General features: G+C 63.8%; 19 protein-coding genes. 6 read left to right on the top strand and 13 right to left on the bottom strand.

Features of this window, described 5'->3' with window-relative positions:
- Positions 1-146: 146 nt before the first annotated feature.
- The 7 genes from ACSZPK_RS19125 to ACSZPK_RS19095 all read right to left on the bottom strand — a co-directional run bounded on the left by ACSZPK_RS19125 (position 147) and on the right by ACSZPK_RS19095 (position 6,558).
- The gene (locus tag ACSZPK_RS19125; protein WP_437883111.1) at positions 147-1,292 is read right to left on the bottom strand and encodes an ABC transporter ATP-binding protein; all 1,146 of its coding nucleotides are present in this window, start codon (positions 1,290-1,292) and stop codon (positions 147-149) included.
- A 9-nt stretch (positions 1,293-1,301) separates the two neighbouring features.
- Positions 1,302-2,114, bottom strand: a complete 813-nt coding sequence (locus ACSZPK_RS19120; protein WP_437883110.1) for an ABC transporter permease — start codon at positions 2,112-2,114, stop codon at positions 1,302-1,304.
- 3 nt (positions 2,115-2,117) lie between these two features.
- The gene (locus ACSZPK_RS19115) at positions 2,118-3,035 is read right to left on the bottom strand and encodes an ABC transporter permease (RefSeq protein WP_437883109.1); all 918 of its coding nucleotides are present in this window, start codon (positions 3,033-3,035) and stop codon (positions 2,118-2,120) included.
- On the bottom strand, positions 3,020-4,045 hold the full coding sequence (locus tag ACSZPK_RS19110; protein WP_437883108.1) for an ABC transporter substrate-binding protein: 1,026 nt from the start codon (positions 4,043-4,045) through the stop codon (positions 3,020-3,022). Before ACSZPK_RS19110 ends, ACSZPK_RS19115 begins: the two co-directional genes overlap by 16 nt.
- A gap of 165 nt (positions 4,046-4,210) precedes the next feature.
- Entirely contained in the window at positions 4,211-4,624 is a 414-nt protein-coding gene (locus tag ACSZPK_RS19105; protein WP_437883107.1) for an acyl-CoA thioesterase, read from the bottom strand.
- 3 nt (positions 4,625-4,627) lie between these two features.
- Positions 4,628-5,554 carry a 3-keto-5-aminohexanoate cleavage protein gene (locus ACSZPK_RS19100; RefSeq protein WP_437883106.1) on the bottom strand — a complete coding sequence of 309 codons (927 nt, stop codon included), beginning with the start codon at positions 5,552-5,554 and terminating at the stop codon, positions 4,628-4,630.
- A gap of 38 nt (positions 5,555-5,592) precedes the next feature.
- Positions 5,593-6,558, bottom strand: coding sequence for a 3-hydroxyacyl-CoA dehydrogenase NAD-binding domain-containing protein (locus ACSZPK_RS19095; RefSeq protein ID WP_437883105.1), 966 nt, complete (start codon positions 6,556-6,558; stop codon positions 5,593-5,595).
- Between the two features lie 192 nt (positions 6,559-6,750).
- Here ACSZPK_RS19095 and ACSZPK_RS19090 point away from each other — a divergent pair, with 192 nt between their 5' ends.
- Positions 6,751-7,428: a GntR family transcriptional regulator gene (locus ACSZPK_RS19090; RefSeq protein WP_437883104.1), complete on the top strand. Its 678-nt coding sequence runs from the start codon at positions 6,751-6,753 to the stop codon at positions 7,426-7,428.
- A gap of 217 nt (positions 7,429-7,645) precedes the next feature.
- Here ACSZPK_RS19090 and ACSZPK_RS19085 read toward each other — a convergent pair whose 3' ends face one another.
- The 4 genes from ACSZPK_RS19085 to ACSZPK_RS19070 form a co-directional block, all read right to left on the bottom strand.
- Positions 7,646-9,238 carry a bifunctional aspartate transaminase/aspartate 4-decarboxylase gene (locus ACSZPK_RS19085; protein WP_437883103.1) on the bottom strand — a complete coding sequence of 531 codons (1,593 nt, stop codon included), beginning with the start codon at positions 9,236-9,238 and terminating at the stop codon, positions 7,646-7,648.
- A 33-nt stretch (positions 9,239-9,271) separates the two neighbouring features.
- On the bottom strand, positions 9,272-10,960 hold the full coding sequence (gene aspT, locus ACSZPK_RS19080) for an aspartate-alanine antiporter (protein ID WP_437883102.1): 1,689 nt from the start codon (positions 10,958-10,960) through the stop codon (positions 9,272-9,274).
- A gap of 30 nt (positions 10,961-10,990) precedes the next feature.
- Positions 10,991-12,682: an aspartate-alanine antiporter gene (gene aspT / locus ACSZPK_RS19075; protein WP_437883101.1), complete on the bottom strand. Its 1,692-nt coding sequence runs from the start codon at positions 12,680-12,682 to the stop codon at positions 10,991-10,993.
- Between the two features lie 282 nt (positions 12,683-12,964).
- Positions 12,965-13,852 (bottom strand): LysR family transcriptional regulator, encoded by an 888-nt coding sequence (locus ACSZPK_RS19070; protein WP_437883100.1) that lies wholly within the window; start codon positions 13,850-13,852, stop codon positions 12,965-12,967.
- Between the two features lie 189 nt (positions 13,853-14,041).
- Between ACSZPK_RS19070 and ACSZPK_RS19065 the strand changes: the two genes are divergently transcribed.
- Genes ACSZPK_RS19065 through ACSZPK_RS19045 form a run of 5 tightly spaced genes read left to right on the top strand, consistent with a single transcriptional unit; the run spans position 14,042 to position 20,593 of the window.
- Positions 14,042-15,424, top strand: a complete 1,383-nt coding sequence (locus ACSZPK_RS19065) for a glutamine synthetase family protein (protein WP_437883099.1) — start codon at positions 14,042-14,044, stop codon at positions 15,422-15,424.
- A 12-nt stretch (positions 15,425-15,436) separates the two neighbouring features.
- Entirely contained in the window at positions 15,437-16,921 is a 1,485-nt protein-coding gene (locus ACSZPK_RS19060; RefSeq protein WP_437883098.1) for an aldehyde dehydrogenase, read from the top strand.
- Positions 16,922-16,949: 28 nt separating this feature from the next.
- Complete coding sequence (locus ACSZPK_RS19055; protein ID WP_437883097.1) at positions 16,950-18,227, top strand: NAD(P)/FAD-dependent oxidoreductase; 1,278 nt, start codon at positions 16,950-16,952, stop codon at positions 18,225-18,227.
- Positions 18,228-18,242: 15 nt separating this feature from the next.
- A complete protein-coding gene (locus ACSZPK_RS19050) occupies positions 18,243-18,998 on the top strand; it encodes a gamma-glutamyl-gamma-aminobutyrate hydrolase family protein (RefSeq protein WP_437883096.1) in 756 nt (251 codons plus the stop codon).
- Positions 18,999-19,057: 59 nt separating this feature from the next.
- Entirely contained in the window at positions 19,058-20,593 is a 1,536-nt protein-coding gene (locus ACSZPK_RS19045) for an APC family permease (RefSeq protein WP_437883095.1), read from the top strand.
- Positions 20,594-20,612: 19 nt separating this feature from the next.
- Here ACSZPK_RS19045 and ACSZPK_RS19040 read toward each other — a convergent pair whose 3' ends face one another.
- Both ACSZPK_RS19040 and ACSZPK_RS19035 read right to left on the bottom strand, forming a co-directional pair.
- Complete coding sequence (locus ACSZPK_RS19040) at positions 20,613-22,322, bottom strand: amidase (RefSeq protein ID WP_437883094.1); 1,710 nt, start codon at positions 22,320-22,322, stop codon at positions 20,613-20,615.
- Between the two features lie 257 nt (positions 22,323-22,579).
- Positions 22,580-23,662, bottom strand: a complete 1,083-nt coding sequence (locus ACSZPK_RS19035) for a 4-oxalomesaconate tautomerase (RefSeq protein WP_437883093.1) — start codon at positions 23,660-23,662, stop codon at positions 22,580-22,582.

Below are 23,662 nucleotides of genomic sequence, written 5' to 3'. Positions count from 1 at the left end.
CATCGCGGCGGGTAAGCCTGAGGACGGAAGTGGGCGTCAGGGGGGATCAGGTGAATGGTATGTATCTGGAGCGAGTGCGCTGCGTGGAGCAACTCACGGGAGGACCGCGAGCTGCTCCTGCCGGCATTATGTGCAGGCGCAGGGGGTCAGCTAACGCTGTTGGCTTTTTTCAGATCATCCGCACTCCAACTGTCATAAATGCACGCTTCGGCAATTGCCCAGCGCACTTTCACTTCATCGCCAGGTCGCAAGGCCAGCGCCGCACTCGACAGGGCCTTGACCGTCAGCGCGGTGCCGCCGGCGGTGACCACACTGCACGTCTGGCTTTCGCCAAGAAAGAGCAACTCGGTGACCTTGGCGGAAAGCTCGTTCCAACCCGCAGGCAGCGGAGTGCTTCGTGCTTCGGATGGCGAGAGCGCCAGTGCCTTTTCCGGGCGCAGCATGAGCAAAAGACCCTGGCCCTGGCTGATGCCGGGCGTCGGGCGCATGCCAAGGCCGTTGCCTTCGAAGGTCCCGGCAGCATTGCCCTGAGCCGTGACCGGCAGGAAATTCGAGTTGCCCAGAAAGGACGCGACAAAGGCGGTCGGTGGATTCTGGTAAAGCGCGTAGCCGGTGCCCAGGCCGACGATCTTGCCGTGGCTGAAGATCGCGATGCGCTGGGACAGGCGCATGGCTTCTTCCTGGTCATGGGTCACATAGACGATGTTCAGGCCCAGGCGCCGATGCAGGTGGCGCAACTCGTCCTGCAGTTCTTCGCGCAGCTTCTTGTCCAGCGCGCCAAGCGGTTCATCCATCAGCAGCATGCGTGGCTCATAGACCAGCGCCCGGGCGATGGCCACCCGCTGTTGCTGGCCGCCTGACAACTGCGCGGGGCGCCGATGGGCGAATTCCTCCAGTTGCACCAGCTTGAGCATGGCGTCCACCTTGCGCTTGCGCTCGGCAGCGGGAACCTTGCGGATTGTCAGCGGGAAGCCGATGTTGTCGCGCACCGAAAGGTGCGGGAACAGCGAATAACGCTGGAACACCATGCCGATGTCACGCTTGTGTGGCGGTACATTGACCAGCGAGCGCCCCGCCAGGAGGATTTCCCCCGAGGACGGGGTTTCGAATCCGGCGAGCATCGACAGCGTGGTGCTTTTCCCCGAGCCACTGGAGCCCAGAAACGTGAGGAACTCGCCTTCGGGAATCTCCAGCGACAGGTTATCCACGGCGACGAAGCTGCCGTAGTGCTTGTTCAGTTGACGCACGCTGAGCAGAGGTCGTTGTGCGGTTTCGTTCAGGACTGCACTCATGGCGGGCTCCTAGCGAAGAGAGTCTTCAGTACGGCGGCGCAGGCAGGCGGCCACCAGCATGACCAGCAGAGACAGGCCGATCAGTAGCGTCGAGGCCACGGCGATGACCGGGGTCAGGTCCTGGCGCAATGTGGTCCACATCTTCACCGGCAGCGTCTGCAGGGTCGGGCTGCCCATCATCACGCTCAGCACCACTTCATCCCACGACACCAGGAAGGCGAACAGCGCGCCCGAGACCAGGCCGGGACGGATCGCCGGGAAGGTCACCTTGACGATGGCCTGCCAGCGCGAGGCGCCGCAGATCACCGCGGCATCCTCGATGGAGCGGTCGAACAGCTTCAGCGCGTTGATGATCGAGATGATGGTGAAGGGCAGGGCGACGATCACATGGCTGACCACGAAGGCGAACAGCGTGCCCGTCACGCCCAGTTTGAGGAACAGCGCATAGACCGCCACAGCGACGATCACCAGCGGCACGATCATCGGCAGAGTGAACAGGGCGTAGAGAAGCTCGCGCCCCGGAAAGCGCCCACGGACCAGGGCGAACGCGCTTGGCAAGCCCAGGCTCACGGCGCACAGGGTGGTCAGCAGCGCGACCTTGAGGCTGGACCAGGCGGCATCCATCCAGCTGGCGTTGGAGAAGAATTGCAGGTACCACTTGGTGCTCCAGCCAGGAGGCGGGAACACCAGCCATTGCGATGAGCCGAACGACAGCAGCACGATGAACACGATGGGCAGCAGCAGGAATGCCGCGATCATCGCCGTACTCAGGAACAGACCCGTGCGCAGGCGCCAGCCCATGGCGTTGGGAGTCAGCAGCATGGCTCACCTCTCATGATTCGAGCTGACCGGGGATTCCGGCTGCAGCTTGAGGTAGATGTAGAACAGCGTGAGGGTGATCAAGACCAGTAGCGCCGCCGCCGCACTCGCCAGCCCCCAGTTGAGGAAGGTCTGCACCTGCTGGACGATGAACTCGGGCAGCATCATGTTCTGCGCGCCGCCGAGCAGGGCCGGGGTCACGTAGTAACCCAGCGACATGACGAACACCATCAGCGCACCGGAGAACAGGCCAGGCCGGCACAGCGGTAGCAACACCCGGTGGAAGTTGTTCCACGGGCTGGCGCCGCATATGGAGCCGGCCTGCAGCACCATCGGGTCGATGGTCTGCAAGGTGGCCTGCAATGGCAGGACGATGAACGGGATCATGATGTAGGTCATGCCGATCACCACGCCGGTAAGGTTGTGCACCATTTCCAGCGGCTGCTCGATGACCCCCAGCGCCATCAGCCATTTGTTGATCACCCCCGAGGACTGCAACAGCACCAGCCACGAGTAGGTCCGTGCCAGCAGGCTGGTCCACATCGACAGCAGCACGATGTTCAGCAGCCAGCGACCCCACCCGCGCGGTGCCAGGGTGATCGCCCAGGCCAGCGGGAAACCGAGCAGCAGGCTGAACAGCGTGACCAGCCCGGCGACGCAAAAGGTGTTGATCAGCACGCGGGAGTACGCGGAGTTGGCGAACAGCTCCGCGTAGTTGCCGAGCCCGGGCGTGGGCTCGAGTACGCCGCGCAGCAGCAGGCCGATCAGCGGGATGAAAAAGAACACCCCGAGGAACAGCACGGCCGGTGTCAGGCTGCCCGCACCCGACCACTTGCGCAGTCGGGCGAGCATCGATTGGCCCGCCACAGCGGAACGGCTCGCGCCGACATTCGTCGACGCTGCCATCTTCATTTCACCAGCCATTCATTCCACCGCGTCGCGATTGCCGGTCCGTGCTCGGCCCAGTAGGCGAAGTTGAGGGTGATCTGGCCGTCCGTCTGCGCATGGGCAGTCGGCAGGTCGGGTGCCTGTTCCTTGTTCAGCAGCGGCAGGCTGTCGGTGTTGACGGGGGCGTAGGCGGTCAGGTCGGAAAAGTCGGCCTGGGCCTTGGCGCTGGTGGCGGTGGCGAGGAATTTCATCGCCGCTTCCTTGTTCTTGGTGCCCTTGGGCACGACCAGGAAATCGCCGATGACCAGGTTCTGCTTCCAGTTCATCGCCACGGGGGCACCATCTTTCTGCAGGGCGTAGACCCGGCCGCTCCAGAACTGCCCGAGGGTCGCTTCGCCAGAGGCGAGCAGTTGCTGCGACTGGGCACCGCCACTCCACCAGACGATGTCCTTCTTGATCGTGTCGAGTTTCTTGAAGGCGCGATCCAGATCCAGCGGGTAGAGCTTGTCGGCCGGCACGCCATCGGCGAGCAGTGCGGTTTCCAGCACGCCGGGGCTGGGCCAGCGATAGAGGGCGCGCTTGCCCGGATATTTGGCCGTATCGAACAGCGCATTCCAATCCTGCGGCGCAGCCGAGCCGGAGAAGCGACTGTCGTTGTAGCCGAGGACGAAGGAGTAGAAGAACGAACCGATACCATGATCCGTGACGAAGCCGGGTACGATCTTGTCTTTCGGGATGACGTTGAAGTCCAGGGGTTCGAGCAGGCCTTCGGCTGCCGCGCGGATCGCGAAGTCGGCTTCCACGTCGACCACGTCCCAGGTCACATTGCCGCTGTCGACCATGGCCTTGAACTTGCCGTAGTCGGTAGGGCCGTCCATCACCACCCTGACACCGCTTTGTTCGCTGAAGGGAACCGCCCACGCCGTATTCTGCGCGTCCTGGGTCATCCCTCCGAAGCTGACGAAGCTTATGGTCTGCGCCGCCGTCGCGGCACTCGCGCCGATCGCCAGCAAGCATGCGGCCAATACTGTGCGTTTTCTCATCATGTCTATGCCCTCGCTTTGTTTTGATTGTGCGGGCTGTGCGCCCGCGTGTTCGGGGAGCAGTTGTCCAGAGGACGAAATCAACTGGGGTGAGGCTTTGACCTGTTCCTCGTCAGGTTCCGGTTGGGTGTTTTCTTATCGTTCTTGTAGGTTTTTACAGGGGCTTGCTTAGGTGTTCTCGAGGCGATCTCGGATCGCTTGCGGGATCGTGTGACTCGTGCGGGATCGGGTATCGAAGAACACCTCGATCGCTTCGCACGTCGCCAGAAGGTCGCGGGTTCGTGCTTCGTGCATTTCAAAGCGCAGCGCCACGGACTTGGAACCGACGCGAATGATGAGTGCCTGGATCGTCACGATCGAGCCGACGACCGCTTCTGAGAGAAAACTGGTTTTCACCTCGGCCGTTACCGGCACGACTCCCGTTTCTCCAGAAGCGGGCGCGGTGAAACCCAGTTGCCCCCAGAACAGGAACGTTGCGTCATCGAACATGCCGGCATAATGGCGAACGTTCATGTGCCCGAAGTGATCACAGTGCCACTGATGGACGACGAACGAGCCGAGGCTGAGCGTTTGCTCGCTCATGGCTCAGGCCCTTTTCGCCAGGGGCAGGGATGCGGCGCCACCGAGACCGAAGATTTCCCGCGCTTCGTCCGGCGTGGCGACTTCACAACCGAGGTCGCGAATGATACGCGCGGCACGTTCGACCAACTGGCCGTTGGTGGCGAAGACGCCGCGCTCCAGATAGATGTTGTCTTCCAGGCCGACCCGGCAGTGACCGCCCATCATCGTCGACAGGGCCACCATCGGCATCTGGTTGCGCGATACGCCGAATGCGCTCCACAGCGCATCGGCCGGCAGCAAGTCCTTCATGTAGACCAGCGATTTCACATCGGCGGGTGCCGACCATTTCACCCCGAGGCAGAGTTGGAACAGCGGCGGTGCGTCGATCTGGCCATCTTCGATCATCTTGCGCGCCAGCAGGATGTCGCCTGGATTGAAGGCCTCGATTTCCACCTTCACGCCCGCTTCGCGGATCAGGGCGGCCATGTCACGCAGCTTGCCCGGGGTGTTCATGAACACGCAGTCCGGTGCCCCGGCGATGCCGCCCTCCAGGTTCATGGTGGTGGCGTCGAGAGTGCAGATTTCCGGACGATTCTCCAGCACATGGCGCACGCGATCCTCGGCGCTGGCGACGTCAGTGGTCGGGTGAGCCAGGGCCTCGTTGTCGGGATGCGGGACGAAGGTGCCGCCCATGCCGGTGGTGAGGTTGATCACGATCTCGCTGTTCTCGGCGCGAACCCGCTCGACGATCTCGCGGAAGATTTCCGGCGAGCGATTACCCAGGCCGGTGTGTGGATCGCGGCCGTGGATATGAACGGCGGAAGCGCCTGCCCGCGCGGCTTCCAGGCAGGCATTGGCGATCTGCTCCGGGGTGATGGGGTAGTCGGGGTATTTCGGATGCAAGGGGCCATCGCCAGTGACCGCGCAGGTCAGCACTACTTTACGTTTCATAAGCACTCCGGGTTCATCAGGTGTTTTTGCTGTTGTTCTCAAGTTCTTGCCGCATCCACTTGCTTCATGGCAGCCAGGATCGCCACGAGCTTGTCGTCACGCTCCTGGCGCAGCGACGCATAATCGCGCTCGCCAATTTCCTCACGCAGGCCGTCGACCAGTGCGTCGATGGTCTGCGGCGTCAGTTGCGGCTTGCCGAGGTCGTCCCACCAGGTGTGGTAGCTGTCATGGAACTGCTCGCAATAGGCACGCAAGCCGCCTTCGCCGCCGCCCAGGTTGAGCAGCATGTGCGGGCCCATCACGGCCCAGCGCAGGCCTGGGCCGGCACTGACGGCGGTATTGATGTCCTTGAGGCTGGCGACCCCCTCGGTCACCAGGTGGATGGCCTCGCGCCATAGCGCGGCTTGCAGGCGGTTGGCGACATGCGCCAGCACTTCGCGCTTGAGGGTGATCACCACCTTGCCGCAGCTCTCGTAGAACGCGCCTGAGGTTTCCAGCACGCCGGCGGCGGTGAGCTCGTTGCCATACAGCTCGACCAATGGAATCAGATGAGGCGGGTTGAACGGGTGAGCGATGATGATGCGGCCCGGATCTTTCAAACCTTCTTGAAGGTCCGACAGCTTCAGGCCGGAAGAGCTGGTGGCGATGATCGCGTGTGGCGCAAGTACAGGCTCCATCGCGCTGTACAGTTCCCGCTTCATGTCCAGGCGTTCTGGAATGCATTCCTGGATGAAGTCCGCGCCGGTCACCGCATCGGCCAGCGTATTGAATACTTCCAGGTCTGGCGTCGTTTCCGCGTTGGCGAGGCCTAGCTCGATCAGCGTCGGTTTTACCGATACCCAGAAATCCTCCATCACCTTCGCCGCATCCGGGCGGCTGTCATAGACATGCACCCGCCTCCCCGAGGCGGCGAACAGAGAGGCCCAGCTGCAGCCAATCAGGCCGGCGCCGATCACTGCGACGGTTTTCACCTCGTTTGCCAAACCCTTCGTTTCAGTAGCCACGTCACGACCTCCAATAAACTGATATCTGATCAGATATCGTATTTTGAAAAAACATACGCCTGATCTGATATCTGATCAAGATGTAATTTCAAAAGGCCGGTGATACCCTTGGCGCCAGGTTTCTCGCTTGGAAATACGCGCTGGCGGTACGCCTGGGAGACCTTCGTTCAGCACTGATTCGGGAAAACCAACGTGGCGGGAAACAAGCAGGAACTGCCGGAATTTCAGGTCCGCAGACCGATATCCGACCTTGAGTACATCTATGGAGAGCTCAAGCAGTCGTTCATGATTGGCGAGTTCGAGCCTGGCCAGCGGCTCACGTTGCCCTTGCTCGCAGAGGCCTTCGGCACCAGCCAGATGCCGATTCGAGAGGCCATGAACAGGCTGGTTGCCGCACGGGCTCTGGAGGCTTTGCCGCGCCGCTCTCTGCGGGTGCCGGAAGCGACTACCTCGCGCTTGGATAGTCTTCTACCCCTCCGTTTGCTACTTGAAGGTGAAGCCACTCACCTCGCTGCGGCAACGGGCGGTGAGGCGCTCGCGAAGGAGCTGGAGGCGATAAACCTTGAACTGGATGCCATGGTGATCGCCGAGGACCGCAAGGGTTATCTGCGCCTGAACCAACGGTTCCACTTCACGATTTACCGTAACTGCGCCAACGAAGACCTGATCGACATGATCGAGTTGCTGTGGATGCGCTATGGCCCGCTGATGAACACGGTACGCAGCAACGTCCTTTCCAAGACCGGCCATGAGCACCACGACCATGTCATTGCCGGGATCGCCAAGGGCAATCCGGAGGAGGCCGCCGAGGCGTTGCGTGCCGATATCCGCGATGCCGCGCGCTCGATCCGCCAGGCCATTCAGGTATGAGTGGCTAACGTTGGCTGGATCTAGCGTGGGAATGAAGAGGTCAGAACGGCGTTACAGTGGATACGCCATTGCCACTGGGACGCGATCCAGTGTTCCAGCCCCAAACGAACCATTTGTTTTCGGACTTCCGGGGGCTCCATCCTCTGAAGGCTGGAGCCTCCGGGGCAGCCAGGGCGGTTCAGGCACCGCAAGTCTGGCCTCTCCCGGCACCTCTAAGCTAAGCGCCTGCGTTTTCTGCCTCGAAAACCTCATGGAACTCCAGGGCGATGCGCCGCAATGAACGACCGATATTGGCATAGTCGTACTCATTGAGGTTGGCCAATGACACCCGCCCTGACGCATGCGTACCCCCGAAACCGCGCCCCGGAAGCAGGACGATGCCGGTTTCCTGGGCGATTCGGAACAATGCCTCGTTGGGTTGCAGGCGCGTCAGTATCCACTCGCCGAAGCGTGCGCCGTGCATTTGCGTGGCGATGTCCTGCAGGTCGAGCAGGTGGTAGTAGCTCACCGAATTGGGATCGACCGGCAACGGCAGGCCCAGCTCGCGGTATAGCGCCTCCTTGCGGCGCAGGACGATGCGTTTCATCGACTGTTTGTAGGCTTGTGGCTCATCGAGCAGGCAGAACAGCGAGAACATCACCATCTGCGCCTGTACCGGGGTGGACAGGCCGGCAGTATGATTGAGCGCCACGGTGCGGCTGTCCGCGACGAGACGGTCGATGAACTTCAATTGGCGAGGCTCGGTGGTGATCGAGCCGTAGCGCTCGTCGAGTTCCCTGAGCGTGCTTTCAGGCAATGCGGCGATCTGCCGGTCGAGGATATTGTCTTCATGCGTGGCCACCACACCCATGCGCCAGCCCGTCGCTCCGAAGTATTTGGAGAACGAGTAGACCAGGATGGTGTTGCGTGGGCAGATGGCGAACAGCGACTTGAAGTTGTCGGCGAAGGTGCCGTACACGTCATCGGTGAGGATGATCAGGTCAGGCCGTTGCCTGACGATATCGGCGATGGCCTCCAGCACGTCGTCGCTGAGTTTCACTGAGGGCGGGTTGCTCGGATTGCACAGGAAGAAGGCCTTGACCTTCGGGTCGAGCAGTTTCTGCAACTCCTCGTTGGTGAACTGCCAGCCGTTTTCGGGGGGCGCGTCGATCAGCAGCTCCACCAACTGATAATCGTTGAGCTTGGGTATCTCGATGTAGGGGGTGAAGATCGGCATGCCCAGGGCAATGGTGTCGCCGACCTCCAGCAGATGGTTTTCGCGCAGGCTGTTGAACAGGTAGGTCATCGCCGCGGTTCCTCCCTCGACCGCGTACATGTCGAAGCGGCCGACGAAGGGGTGCGTGCCGATCATTTCCTGATGAATGTACTGGCCAACGATGATTTCGCTAAGGCGCAGCATGCGGTCTGGCACGGGGTAGTTGCAGCCGAGGATGGCTTCGCACATCTCGTAGATGAAGTCGCCTCCCGACAGGCCGAGCTGATCGCGCACGTAGGATACGGCGGCTTCGATGAAGCGTATGCCAGGCTGGCCTTCATGGGCCCTGGTGAATATCTCGAAACGGGCCTCGATGCCTTCGCGCTGTGGGAACCCGCCTACGCCATCCATGTAGATGAAGGAGCGTTCGCTTTCCGTCATGGCGAACAGCCCGAATTGGAAAAAGCCATGGCGTGGCGTGGTGGCCAGAAAGTTGGGGTTGCCGCGTCCGGCATTCAGGATCAGCTGGCTGCCGCTGCCGGCTATCTTGATCAATGAGTCTTTCAGCTCGAAGGGGCTAAGGCCGGCGAGTTTCTGCAGGTCATCAAAATCCATGGAAATACTCCTTCTTGAATGAAATGAAGCGGCCTAGACGAGAGCCACGATCAGTGGTCCCAGCAGGGTCAGGAATACGTTGGCCAGTGCGTAGGTAATGGCAAAGGGGACGGTTGGGATGGCGTTGCCGGCTTTGTCGAGTACCTCGCCGAAGGCCGGATTGGCGCTGCGCGAGCCGCTGAGCGCACCGGCGAAGATGGCGCTGTTGGAGTAGCGCAGCACATAGCGCCCGAACAGCATGGTCAGCACCATCGGCACGATGGTCACCACCACGCCCACGCCAAAGATGGTCAGGCCCAACTGGCGCACCGTTTCCACGGCCTGCAGGCCTGACTGCAGGCCGACCACCACGACGAAGCCGGCCAGGCCCAGATCCTTGAGCAACTGCACGGCACCGGGCGGCAGTGCGCCCAAGGTCTGCTTCCTGGCGCGGTACCAACCGAACAGCAAGCCGGAGAGCAGTGCGCCGCCGCCAGAACCCAGCGTGAGCGGAATGCTCCCCAGCTTGACACTCAGCAGGCCAATCAGCAGGCCGACTACGATACCCGCCCCCAGGTAGACGAAATCGGTCTTGGCACTCGGCACGATGGTGTCGCCAATGATCGTGGCGACACGCTTGACGTCCTGCTCGGCGCCATAGATCGATACCACGTCACCCAGGTGAACGACGGTATCCGGCTGCATCGGCAGTACTGCATCCATGCGGCTCAACTGCACCACGAAGATACCGTGGCGCACCCCGCTGGCGGTGTCGGCACGGATCTGCGCGACGGTCTGTTTGTCGAACCGCCTGTTGGTCAGCACGACCTCGCGCTTGAGCATGGTGAGTTCCATGCCCTCGACCGCGAATACCTCGCGTCCCAGGAGCGGGGCATCCGTCACCACTGCCTCGCGGCGGCCCACGACCAGCACGATATCGCCACGGAGCAGGACCAGTTCAGGGCTCGGTTCGATCAGTTTGCCGTTACGCTTGACCCGCTCGATGGTGATGGTGGTCGCTGGATTGGCATTCTCGATGTCGCGGATGCTGCGCCGCGGATCATCGGTGAGTTCATAAATGCGACCCACGAGCGAGGGGGCGGCTTCCTGTTGGTCCGGCCCGAGCACTTGCGCGCCGGCCAGCATGGCCGCTTCGGCCGCTACCGCGTCATCGCGGAGACTGCGGCCCATGAGCCGGGGCAGGAGGTTCACGCACACCAGGATCGCACCAAAGGAGCCAAAGACATAGGTCACGGCATAGCCGACCGCGACGTTGCCCTGCAGGCGTGCGGTTTCTTCGGCACTCAGGCCCAACTTGGCAATCGCGTCGCCCGCCGTTCCGATGATCGCCGACTGTGTCAGTCCGCCCGCCGCCACGCCAGCAGCCAGTCCCTTGTCGAGGGCGAAGAGCTTTGCCATCACGACGACCGTGACGAGGCCGGTAACCGCCATCACCGCTGCCAGCACTATTTCCTTGATCGATTGACGCCCTAGCGAGCTGAAGAACTGCGGCCCGCTTTCAAAGCCCACGGCGAAGATGAACAGAGCAAACAACACGGCCTTGATGCCGCTGTCGATTTCCACGCCAACCTGGCTTACCAGCACGGCCACCAGCAATGAGCCTGCGACACCGCCGAGCTGGAATTTACCGAATTTGATCTTGCCTATCGCGTAGCCCACGGCCAATGAGAGGAAGATCGCCATCTCCGGCGATTTTCTGAACAGTTCGTGCAGCCATTCCATGAGTCGACTCCTTGACGTGAGTGCGGTGGGTCAATGTGCTGGCAGCATGCCGGCGAGTGCCACGATGAGTGGGCCCATCAACGGCAAGACCACATTCGAGATCGCATAGGTGATTGTGTAGCCTAGCAACGGGGTGGAGTTTCCGGCCGCGTTCTGTACCGCACTGAGCGCGGGCGTACTGCACTGTTGCCCGGCAATGGCCCCCAGCAGCACCGGAGCCTCCAGCTTGAGCAGGCGATGGCCAATGAAGAGCGACAGGCACGCGGGGACGACGGCAACCGCTACCCCTACCAGCGGCAGGGCTACGCCGAACTGCTTGATGAGGGCGATCGCCTGCGGCCCGGAGGCGAGGCCGACGCAGGCGATAAAGGTTGCCAGCCCCAGGTCTTTCATCAGGTTCAGGGCGTCGTCGGGGATACTCAGGCGATGCGGGTTCCTGGCCTGGTACCAGCCGAAGGCCAGTCCGGTCAGCAATGCGCCACCCCCGGTCCCCAGGGAAAACGGCACCTCGCCCAGCGTGATACTGAAACCGCCGATGAACACGCCCAGCAGGATGCCCAGTGACGCGTAGCTGATGTTGCTGCGCACAGACACCGAGACCCGCTCGCCCACCACGGCCACCGCTTCGTCGATCGTGCTGGCAGGCCCGTAGAGGTGGATGATGTCGCCGCGCTGCAGTGGCATCTCCGGTAGCAGCGGCAGCGTGTGTCCGCCACGTGACAGGCCGACGATCTGTACCTTGTCAGGCATTGCGTCGCACAAGGCCAGCAGGGGTTGCCCGATGTGCTCGCGCCGGATCAGTACAACCCCCGTATTCTCGACCAACGCCTCGAAACCGGCGGTATCGGCAAGTTCGTGCCCCAGCAGCTCTGCCACTCGTGCAAGCCGCTCACGGTGTCCGATGACCAGCACGCGATCACCGGTCTGCAGGCGTAACGAGGGGGCCACGGACAGCTCCTGGTCATGGCGCACGACGCGCTCGATGACCGCGCCGCCCTGCGACACGGCCGACAGCGTGCCGACCGTACGTCCATGCCCCTGGGCTACGTTGTATATCCGCCCGACCATTTCAGGCGTGGCGCTGTGGCCCGTATCGTCTGAGCCGCCGCCCAGCGTTCGCCATAGCGCATCCGCTTGCGCCCGCAGGTCGACGCGCAACAGAAGTGGAAATACCTGGCTGGTGATCACGACGATGGCGACCAGCCCGAATACGTAGGTGATGGAGTAGGCGGTGACCACATTGGCCTGCAGTTGGCGGATCGTGTCTGCCGGCAATGCCAGTTTGGACAGCGCATCGGTGGCCGTGCCCACCACGGCCGATTCCGTCGCGGCACCGGCCATCAGCCCGGCAGCTGTGCCCTGATCCAGTTGCAGCCACCAGGTTGCTGACAGCACCAGCGCCAACACCACGGCCACTTCGACCAGGCATAGCAAGCCCATCCGCAACCCCTTGGCATTGAGGTTGGCAAAGAACTGCGGCCCGCCGGCATAGCCGAGCGCGAAGATGAAGAGCATGAAGAACATGTTCTTCACACTGTCGGCGAGATGAATATCGAGCTGTCCCACCGCCAGCGCAGTGATCAGCGTTCCGCAGATACCACCGAGCTGAATCGGCCCGAAACGAATCTGACCTATTGCGTAGCCCAGTGCCAGGACGAAGAAAAGGGCGATTTCTGGTTGTTTTTGAAGCAGCGCGACGCCTTCGGAAAACATGCCCAGCATACTCAAGCAGTCCTTTGTAGAGTTTCCGATGCTCGTGCGACTCGTGTCCGTGCCGACGATATCGGAAAGCAGAGTAGTGGCATGGAAAATCCCTGTCCAACTCACCAGGCGTGGATCAGGAGGGCGGCATTTCAACCAGGGGGCGTGTTTCTGGGTGCTGTAATTTTCGACTCTGTTTTCAGGCTTGTCCGCGATCCGCCGGGCATTGGCTAAATCGCGCCGAAAGTGCCCTGGATCGCGGGACCGGACTGGAGGCCGGCGCCGCTCGTCGGCTGGCCCGCCTCATCCCGCATTGCTGTTTTCTATCCTGGCCCGGAGCAGGTTGGCCATTTCGTCGAACAGGATCTGGACCGAGCGCAGCGACAGGTTGTCTGGGCGGGTCAGCAGCCAGATGTCCGTGCCGCAGCCCTCGAGCGGACCGCCCAGGCGTTCGACCCGGTCCAGGCTGCTGATCAGAAAGTCGGGCAGGGCGGCCACGCCGAGGCCGCTGCCGACCAGGCTGCCGACCGCGGAAATACTGCTGCAGCGGTAGCGTGGCACCAGGCCTGGGTAGACTTGGCTGCGCCATGTTACCGAGACGTGGTCGGCCAGCGAGTCATCAGGGGCTATCCACGGTAGATCGGTGGCCGCTTGCTGGTAGCCGTTGCGATAGTGCTCGTGCCCGCAAACGAAGTAGGCGCTTCTGCCCAGGCGACGGCCAACCAGGTGTTCTGGCGGAGAATTGGACAGGCGAATGGCAATGTCTGCATCGCGCCTGCTCAGGCTGGCAAAGGTATTGGATGTCGCCACTTCCAGGGAAATGGCCGGATAGCGCGGCATGAGTTCGGCCAGGCCGGGAACCAGCAGGCTGCGCAGCACCGCGTCGGTGCAGGTCACGCGCACCGTGCCGCTGATGACGTTCTCTCCATGGGCAAGCGCGATGCGTGCCGTTTCCAGCGCCTGTTCGGCCCGTTCGGCTTGCTCGGCGATCGCTTTCGCGCTTTGCGTCGGCGTATAGCCGCGCCGGTTCTTCTCGAACAGGGCGACTTCCAGGTTGGCTTCGAGCTTGCGGATGGCGCGAAACACCGTGGACACGTCGACGTGCAGTTGCTCGGCAGCCCTGGCCAGGGTGCGGCCGCGTACCAGTGCAAGCACCAGGTTGAGGTCGCCATGGGTGACTTGATATTGCATTCACGCAATCTTCCTTTGCCAGTTTGCCGATGTTGGTCTGCACGGACGCCAACTTATACTCGGCGCGCTATTCAGAATCAATCGGGCCAGGGGCCTTCCTCGCCCGCAGCGACAAGCCCAATAAATACGCTGCCCGAGCCGCGAAGACACTTCTTTGCCGGAGCGCGTCAGCGTCAAGGATGTACATCCATGAACTCGATATCCCCCCGCATCGTCCAGCTCAACGAGGCCAACACTTTCCTCAGGGAGCACCCCGAAATCCAGTTCGTCGATCTGTTGATCACCGACATGAACGGCGTCGTCCGGGGCAAGCGCGTCGAGCGGGCCAGCCTGCACAAGGTCTATGAAAAGGGCATCAACCTGCCGGCCTCGTTGTTCGCGCTGGACATCAATGGCTCCACGGTGGAAAGCACCGGCCTCGGCCTGGACATCGGCGACGCCGACCGCATCTGCTTCCCCATTCCCAATACCCTGAGCAACGAGCCCTGGCAGAAGCGCCCCACCGCGCAACTGCTGATGAGCATGCACGAACTCGACGGCAAACCGTTCTTCGCCGACCCGCGCGAAGTGCTGCGCCAGGTGGTGCAGAAGTTCGATGCGCTGGGCCTGACCATCTGTGCCGCTTTCGAGCTGGAGTTCTACCTGATCGACCAGGAGAACGTGAACGGCCGGCCACAGCCGCCACGCTCGCCGATTTCCGGCAAGCGACCCATTTCGACCCAGGTCTACCTGATCGACGACCTCGACGAATACGTCGATTGCCTGCAGGACATGCTCGAAGCCGCCAAGGAGCAAGGCATTCCCGCCGACGCCATCGTCAAGGAAAGCGCCCCGGCGCAGTTCGAGGTCAACCTGCACCACGTCGAGGATGCGCTCAAGGCCTGCGACTACGCCGTGTTGCTCAAGCGCCTGATCAAGAACATCGCCTACGACCACGAGATGGACTCGACCTTCATGGCCAAGCCCTATCCCGGCCAGGCCGGCAATGGCCTGCATGTGCACATCTCGCTGATCGACAAGAAGACCGGCCAGAACATCTTCGCCAGCGACACGCCCGAGCAGCATGCGACGCTGCGCCATGCCGTGGCCGGGGTGCTGGAAACCATGCCGGCGTCGATGGCCTTCCTCTGCCCGAACGTCAACTCCTACCGCCGCTTCGGCGCCCAGTTCTACGTGCCGAACGCGCCGAGCTGGGGCCTCGACAACCGTACCGTGGCGGTGCGCATCCCGACCGGCAGCAGCGATGCGATCCGCATCGAGCACCGGGTGGCCGGTGCCGACGCCAACCCGTACCTGATGATGGCGTCGATCCTTGCCGGCATCCATCACGGCCTGACCAATGAACTCGAGCCCAACCAGCCGATCGAGGGCAACTCCTACGAGCAACTCGACCAAAGCCTGCCGAACAACCTGCGTGACGCCCTGCGCGAATTGGACGACAGCGCCGTGCTGAACCAGTACATCAGCCCTGACTACATCGACATCTTCGTGGCCTGCAAGGAGGCCGAGCTGGAGGAGTTCGAAAGCACCGTCTCCGATCTCGAATACAACTGGTACCTGCATACGGTCTGATGGAGCCTGGACATGACGCGTGAACAGTGGGAGCAACGTTCCCGTAGCCTGGCCATCGAGCAGCGTGCCTTCATCGATGGCGCCTACCGCGATGCCGTTGGCGGCGCCACGTTCGCCAACGGCAGCCCGGTGGACGGCCGTCATCTGGCGAGCGTCGCCAGTTGCATGGCCGAGGACGCCGAGCTGGCGGTGCGGGCCGCGCGGGCCAGCTTCGAGCGGGGCGACTGGTCGCGCCTGGCGCCGGTGCAGCGCAAGCGTGTGCTGATCGCCTTCGCCGACCTGCTGCTGGCCCATGCCGAGGAACTGGCGCTGCTGGAAACCCTGGACATGGGCAAGCCGATTGGCGACTCGCTGGGGATCGACGTGCCGGCGGCGGCCAACGCCATCCGCTGGAGCGCCGAGGCCATCGACAAGGTCTACGACGAAGTGGCGCCAACCGCGCCCGACCAGCTCGGCCTGGTCACCCGCGAGCCGGTCGGCGTGGTGGCGGCCATCGTGCCGTGGAACTTCCCGCTGATGATGGCCTGCTGGAAACTTGGCCCGGCCCTGGCCACTGGCAACTCGGTGATCCTCAAGCCTTCCGAGAAGTCGCCGCTGACCGCGATCCGTATCGCCCAACTGGCATTCGAGGCAGGCATTCCCGCCGGCGTGTTCAACGTGCTGCCGGGGTTCGGCCATACCGTCGGCCAGGCCCTGGCGCTGCACATGGACGTCGACGCCCTGGTATTCACCGGCTCCACGCGCATCGCCAAGCAGTTGTTGATCCATGCCGGCGAATCGAACATGAAGCGCGTGTGGCTGGAGGCGGGCGGCAAGAGCCCGAACATCGTGTTCGCCGACGCGCCGGATCTCGACGCGGCGGCGCAGGCGGCGGCCAGTGCCATCGCCTTCAACCAGGGCGAGGTGTGTATCGCCGGTTCACGCCTGCTGGTGGAGCGTTCGATCAAGGCGCGCTTCCTGCCGCGGCTGGTCGAGGCGCTGCGGCACTGGCGACCCGGCCATGCCCTGGACCCGCAGACCCGGGTCGGCGCGCTGGTCGACAACGCTCACCTGGACACCGTGCTCGGCTTCATCGAAGCCGGCCGCGACGAGGGCGCGGCCTTGCTCTGTGGTGGCCGACAAGCATTGCAGGAAACCGGCGGCAGCTACATCGAGCCGACAATCTTCGACGGCGTGGATAACGCCATGCGTATCGCCAGGGAAGAGATTTTCGGGCCGGTGCTGTCGGTGATCGATTTCGACAGCGAAGAAGAAGCCGTGCGTATCGCCAACGACACGCCATACGGCCTGGCCGCCGCGCTCTGGACCCGCGACCTGTCGCGCGCCCACCGCGTGGCGCGTGCCCTGCGGGCGGGCAGTGTGTGGGTCAACCAGTACGACGGTGGCGACATGACCGCGCCGTTCGGTGGTTTCAAGCAGTCCGGCAATGGCCGCGACAAGTCCCTGCACGCTTTCGACAAGTACACGGAATTGAAAGCGACCTGGATCAGGCTGTGAGGCCGGTCCGCTCGTCAAGGAGTCACCTATGAGTCATCACGTAGCCAGCTACTACGCCGCGTCGCGCAACCAGCAGACGCAATATCCGCGCCTCGCCGAAGCGGTGGAGAGCGACGTCTGCATCATCGGCGCCGGCTATACCGGCTTGTCCACCGCACTGTTCCTGCTGGAGAACGGTTTCAGCGTGACGCTGCTGGAAGCCGCGCGGGTCGGTTTCGGCGCCTCGGGACGCAACGGCGGGCAGATCGTCAACAGCTACAGCCGCGACATCGATGTCATCGAACGCCAGGTCGGCGCGCGGCAAGCGCAACTGCTGGGCGAAATGGCCTTCGAGGGCGGGCGCATCATCCGCGAGCGGGTGGCCCGCTATGGCATCGACTGCGATCTGAAGGACGGCGGCGTATTCGCGGCCATCACCCCCAAGCAGCTCGGCCATCTCGAAGCGCAGAAGAAACTCTGGGAGCGCTACGGCCATACCCAGCTGGAGTTGCTGGACGAACGCCGCATCCGCGAGGTGGTCGGTAGCGAGCGCTACGTCGGCGGCATGCTCGACATGAGTGGCGGGCATATCCACCCGCTCAACCTGGCCCTGGGCGAGGCGGCGGCGGTGGCGTCCCTGGGCGGCGCGATCTACGAACAAAGCGCAGCGACGCGTATCGAGCGTGGCGAGCGCCCGGTGGTGCATACCGCGCAGGGACAGGTGCGCGCCAAGTTCGTGGTGGTCGCCGGCAATGCCTATCTCGGCGGCCTGGTGCCTGAGCTGGCGGCCAAGTCGATGCCGTGCGGCACCCAGGTGCTCACCACCGAGCCGCTGTCCGACGAACTGGCGCACAGCCTGTTGCCGCAGGACTACTGCGTCGAGGACTGCAACTACCTGCTCGACTACTTCCGCCTGACCGCCGACAAGCGCCTGATCTATGGCGGCGGCGTGGTCTACGGTGCGCGCGACCCGGCGGATATCGAGGCGATCATCCGGCCGAAGATGCTCAAGACCTTCCCGCAACTGAAGGGCGTGAAGATCGACTTCACCTGGACCGGCAACTTCCTGCTGACCCTGTCGCGTTTGCCGCAGGTCGGCCGCATCGGCGACAACATCTACTACTCCCAGGGTTGTAGCGGCCATGGCGTGACCTACACCCACCTCGCCGGCAAGGTGCTGGCCGAGGCCCTGCGCAGCCAGGCCGAGCGCTTCGACGCATTCGCCGGTCTGCCGCATTACCCGTTCCCGGGCGGGCAATTGTTGCGCGTACCGTTCACCGCCCTGGGCGCGGCCTACTACCAGCTGCGTGACCGGCTGGGTATTTGATTGCGGAGGATGACCATGTCCCGTCTACCCCTGATCGGCGTTACCGCCTGCCGGCAACGGCTCGGCAAGTACGACTCGCATACCGTCGGCGACAAATACGTCGAGGCGGCGGCGCATGCCGGCCTGCCGCTGGTGCTGCCGGCGCGCAGCGTGCCGAGCGATCCGCGGCAACTGCTGGCGAACCTCGATGGCCTGCTGTTCACCGGCTCGCCGTCCAACATCGAGCCGCGCCATTACCAGGGTGCGTCGAGCCTCGAAGGCACCCAGCATGACGCCGAGCGTGATGCCAATACCTTGCCGCTGCTGCGCCTGGCCATCGCCAGGGGCGTGCCGGTGTTCTGCATCTGCCGTGGCTTTCAGGAACTCAACGTGACCCTCGGCGGCACGCTGCATCAGCGCGTACAGGAACTGCCGGGTTATCTCGATCACCGCGAACCGCAGAGCGAATCGCTGGCCGAGCAGTACGCACCGCGGCATGCGGTCAAGGTGCAGGCCGGCGGGGTATTCGAAGGACTCGGTTTGCCGCTCGAGTTCCAGGTCAACTCGTTGCACAGCCAGGGCATCGACCGCCTGGCCGCGCCGTTGCGGGTCGAGGCCGTGGCGCCGGATGGCCTGGTGGAAGCGGTGTCGGTACGCGATGCGCCGGGTTTCGCTGTCGGCGTGCAATGGCACCCCGAGTGGCGCTTCAACGACAACCCTCAATCGCTGGCGTTGTTCCAGGCCTTCAAGGAGGCCTGCCAGGATTACGCCGAGACGCGCCGGGCATCATGAGCCTGTTTCCCGGGCGTTGAAGCGGCTCTGAAAATAATTCCAAAAGGAAGCAGAGGCTTATGAGTGAATACAGCGGGTTGGCCGGGGCCGGCCAGAGCAAGGAGTCGGCCGCTGCGGCCGACACGCATTCCGCCAAGGGCCTGGCGCAGGGCAAGGTCGGCCTGTTCGCCTGCGTGGTGCTGGGGATTTCCACCATCGCCCCGGTCTACACCCTGACCGGGGCGCTAGGGCCCACGGTGCGCGAAGTGGGCGTCTACCTTCCCGCTGTGTTCATCGTCGGCTTCCTGCCGATGCTGCTGGTTGCCCTGGGCTACCGCGAGCTGAATGCGGCCGAGCCCGACAGCGGCACATCGTTCACCTGGTCGGCACGGGCCTTCGGGCCGATGATCGGCTGGATCGGCGGCTGGGGGCTGGTGACCGCCACCACCATCGTTCTTTCCAACCTGGCCGGCGTGGCGGTGGATTTCTTCTATCTGTTCCTTTCCCAGCTCACCGGCTGGAGCGAGCTGGCCGATCTGCGCCACAACCTTCTGCTGAACATCGTCACCTGTTGCGCCTTCATCGCCCTGGCGGTGTGGATCAGTTGCCGTGGCATCGGCATGACCATGGGCGTGCAGTATGGCCTGGTCGCGTTGCAGTTGGCGGTGCTGATCGGTTTTTCCATCGCCGCGTTCAATGCCGCGCCGGAGTCGGCTCCGGTCGTGTTCCATCCCGAGTGGTTCAACCCGTTCAACATCGATTCGTTCTCGGCCTTCGCCGCCGGGCTGTCGCTGTCGATCTTCATTTTCTGGGGCTGGGACCTGTGCCTGACCGTGAGCGAGGAGTCGGTCGGCAGCGAGAAGGTGCCCGGACGCGCGGCGACCCTGACGGTGCTGGTGATCCTCGCGCTGTATCTGTTCACCGCGGCCGCCACCCTGCAGTTTGCCGGCATTGGCGAAGACGGCCTGGGCCTGGGCAATCCCGAGATCCAGGAGAACGTCTTCGCCCACCTGGCCGGTCCGGTGATGGGCCCGCTGGCGATCCTGATGTCCATCGCCGTATTGGCCAGCACGGCCGCATCGCTGCAATCGACCTTCATTTCGCCGGCGCGCACCTTGCTCGCCATGGGCTACTACGGCGCGGTCTCGCAGCGCTTCGCCAGCATCTGCCCACGTTCGCGCACGCCACGCTACGCCACTGTCGCCGCCGGCATCGCCACCGGCGCGTTCTACGTGACCATGCGTACCCTGAGCGACAATGTGCTGGCCGACACCATCACGGCCCTGGGCATGATGATTTGCTTCTACTACTCGCTGACGGCCTTCGCCTGCGTCTGGTATTTCCGCCACAGCCTGTTCGACAGCCTGCGGCATTTCTTCATGCGTGGCCTGTGCCCGCTGCTGGGCGCGACGATGCTCTCGGTGATCTTCTGGCGAACCGTCATCGACAGTATGTCCCCGGCGTTCGGCAGCGGCTCGCACATCGGCGGCATCGGCCTGGTGTTCATCATCGCCGTGGTGATCCTGCTGCTCGGCCTGGTGCTGATGCTGTTCGCCCGCTGGCGCACGCCGGCGTTCTTCCATGGCAACACCCTGTCGGTGATCAGCAAGCGCTGATGCGCGGTGCGTTCGCCGCTCAAGCGCGCTTCAGCGGCGGCGTGCGCGGCGGGATGACGCGCCTGGAGCCAGTCGATTCATAGGCGGCGGCGAAACGCAGCAGCGCCGAGTCGTCATAGGCGCGGCCAGCGAAGGTCAGGCCGACCGGCATGCCGATGTCCTCCATGATGCCCATGGGGACGGTCACCGTCGGCACGCCGAGGTGACGGATCGCCAGGTTGCCGTTGGCGACCCAGATGCCGTTGCTCCAGGCGATGTCGGCGGAAGCCGGGTTGACGTCCGCATCCGCCGGGCCAACGTCGGCCACGGTGGGGAAGAGCACCGCGTCCAGGCCATGTTCCTGCAGCCAGTCCTCGAGGTCGATCTTGCGGGTCTGTTCCAGGCCGCGCAGGCCGTCCGGCAGGGTCGCGATCTGGTCCCAGGTCTTGATGCCGCGCTGGGCCATGCGCACGTATTCGTCCATGCCAGCGGCCAGGTCGTCCTCGCGGTTGGGCAGGGTGCCGGGGTCGTGGGGGAATATCCGTGGGCCATCGACGTCGGCCAGGCGATTCAGCCTGGGATCGCCGTTGACCCGCAGGAAGTCGTCGAACCCCCAGGCCGACAGTTCCCAGAGTTCGTCATGCAGGAACTCCCGGGAGACCAGCCCACGGTTGAATACGGTTGGCGCACCGGGGCGGTCGCCCTCGCAGTTGGAAACCAGCGGGAAATCCACTTCGACCACCGTCGCACCAGCGGCCTCCAGGGCATGGCGGGCATCCTCCCAGAGGGCGATGACCGAGGCGCGGGTGTCGATACGCTGCCCGGTCGGGCCGCCGATCCCGGGCTTCTCGCTGGTTCCGGCCGCGCTGTCCTGGTTGATGAACATGCGGGGCACGCCGAAGCGCTTGCCCGAGAGGGCCGATGCGTCGACGGCCAGTTCGAGGTAGGAGGCCGGGCGCACCGACGAGGCGCTCGGGATCGCCACCCAGGGCTGCAGGCGCCAGAGGTCGCCGGACTTGTCCGGGTCATCGGCGACCACCACGTCGAGCACTTCCAGCAGGTCGGCCATGGTCCGGGCATAGGGCACCACCACGTCCATGGTCGGTGTCAGCGGCCAGTTGCCGCGCACGGAAATCACGCCGCGCGACGGGGTATAGGCACACAGGCCGTTGTTGGAGGCCGGGCCACGCCCGCTGGACCAGGTTTCCTCGGCCAGGCCGAAGGCGCAAAAGCTGGCTGCCGTGGCCGTACCGGCGCCGTTGGACGAGCCGGAGGCGAAAGGGGCGGTCAGGTAAGCGGCGTTGTACGGGCTTTCCGCGCGGCCATAGACACCGCGTTGCATGCCGCCGTTAGCCATCGGCGGCATGTTGGTCTTGCCCAGGCAGATGGCGCCCGCAGCACGCAGACGCTCGATGGTGAAGGCGTCGCGATGGGCGACCAGTTCCTTGAACGCCGGGCTTCCCGAGGCAGCGGTCAGGCCTTTTACCAGGTAACTGTCCTTGGCCGTATAAGGGATGCCATCGAGCGGCCCCAGGGTCTCGCCACGGGCGCGGCGGGCATCCGCGTCTGCCGCTTCCTTCAAGGCATCCGGATTGCGTACGACCACGGCGTTGAGCGCGGTGTCGGTATCGGGGCCATCATAGGCGTCGATCCGGGCGAGATAGGCTTCGACCAGTTGCACGGCCGTGGCCTTTCCGGATACGAGCGCATCGCGCAATTCGGCAATGGAGCATTCGGTTACTTCGATCATGGTGGGTCGCCGTCTGGAGATTGCGTAAGTGTGGCAGCGCTGAGCCAAGCATTGCAGCATCGCATGGGCGCAGTGTACACCTGCGTTTCAGGGATTTTTATTGCGCCGGTGCATACAGCGCTTGCCTGATTGCCAGTGAGCGGCTGGGCGCTGGGGGCGCCTGGGAGGCGAGGGCGCCAGAGGCTCGCAGCGAAGCCGTTGTCGAGCGCCCGGGGCTTCGGTACTGGCTAGCGCCCGGCAAGCGGCCAGGGGCCGGCCTAGCGCCGACCGGTCCACACCTTGCGTGGGATGCACACCTGGCCGTCGAACAGCAGCCGCGCCGTGCGCACCAGCCCGCAACCGACGATCTGCTCGCCATGCAGGCGAAACGCTACGCTGAACTCGCCACTGGGGTGTTCGATCGAGAGGCGGCGATATTCGCCCTCGCCCGGACTGGCCACGGCTTGCACCACCGAGTCGGCGACCAGGCAGGCCGTCGCCGCGCTGACCGCGCCGAACACGCCGATGGAGGCGTGGCAGTGATGCGGGATGAACGAGCGGGTATTCAGCGCGCCACCATGGCGTGGCGTCGAGACCAGGCACATCTTCGGCACGTTGCGCTGGCTGACGTCGCCAAGGTTCATGCGCGGCCCGGCCTGCAGGCGAATGGATTCCAGCCTGGCCTTCAGTTCTGCGTCGGCCTCCAGTTCCTCGCGGCTTTCGTAGCCGCTGCGCCCCAGGTCTTCGGCGCGCAGCAGGATCACCGGCATGCCGTTGTCGATACAGGTGACCTCGATGCCATCGAAACGATCACGGACATGGCCGGTCGGCAGCAGCGCACCGCAACTGGAACCGGCGATATCGGCGAACTCCACGACCAGCGGCGCGGCGCCGCCGGGCACGCCGTCGATGACGGTGTCGCCGGCGTACTCGACCACGCCGCCGGGGGTGGCGACCTGGGCGGTGGCGACCTGCCCGCTGTTTTCCATGAAGATGCGCACCCAGGTCTGGGCATCGCCGGCTGGCAGCAGCCCGCGCTCGATGGCGAAGGGGCCGACAGCGGCGAGGATGTTGCCGCAATTCTGGCCATAGTCGACCCGCGCTTCCTCGACCAGCACCTGGGCGAACAGGTAATCGACATCGGCGTCGTCGCGTGTCGAGCGGCGGACGATCGCCACCTTGCTGGTCAGCGAATCGGCGCCGCCGATGCCATCGATCTGGCGCGTGTCCGGCGAACCCATCACCGCCAGCAGCACCTGGTCGCGCAGCGCCGGATCGCTCGGCAGATCGTCGGCGAGGAAATAGGCGCCCTTGGATGTGCCGCCGCGCATCAGCAGGCAGGGAATGCGGGTCTGGCTCAT

Source organism: Pseudomonas sp. LRF_L74 (assembly GCF_965644255.1).
In the GTDB taxonomy this organism is placed as follows: domain Bacteria; phylum Pseudomonadota; class Gammaproteobacteria; order Pseudomonadales; family Pseudomonadaceae; genus Aquipseudomonas.
The sequence above is the reverse complement of the archived record's forward strand: the minus strand, read 5'-3'. Positions and strand labels throughout refer to the sequence as shown.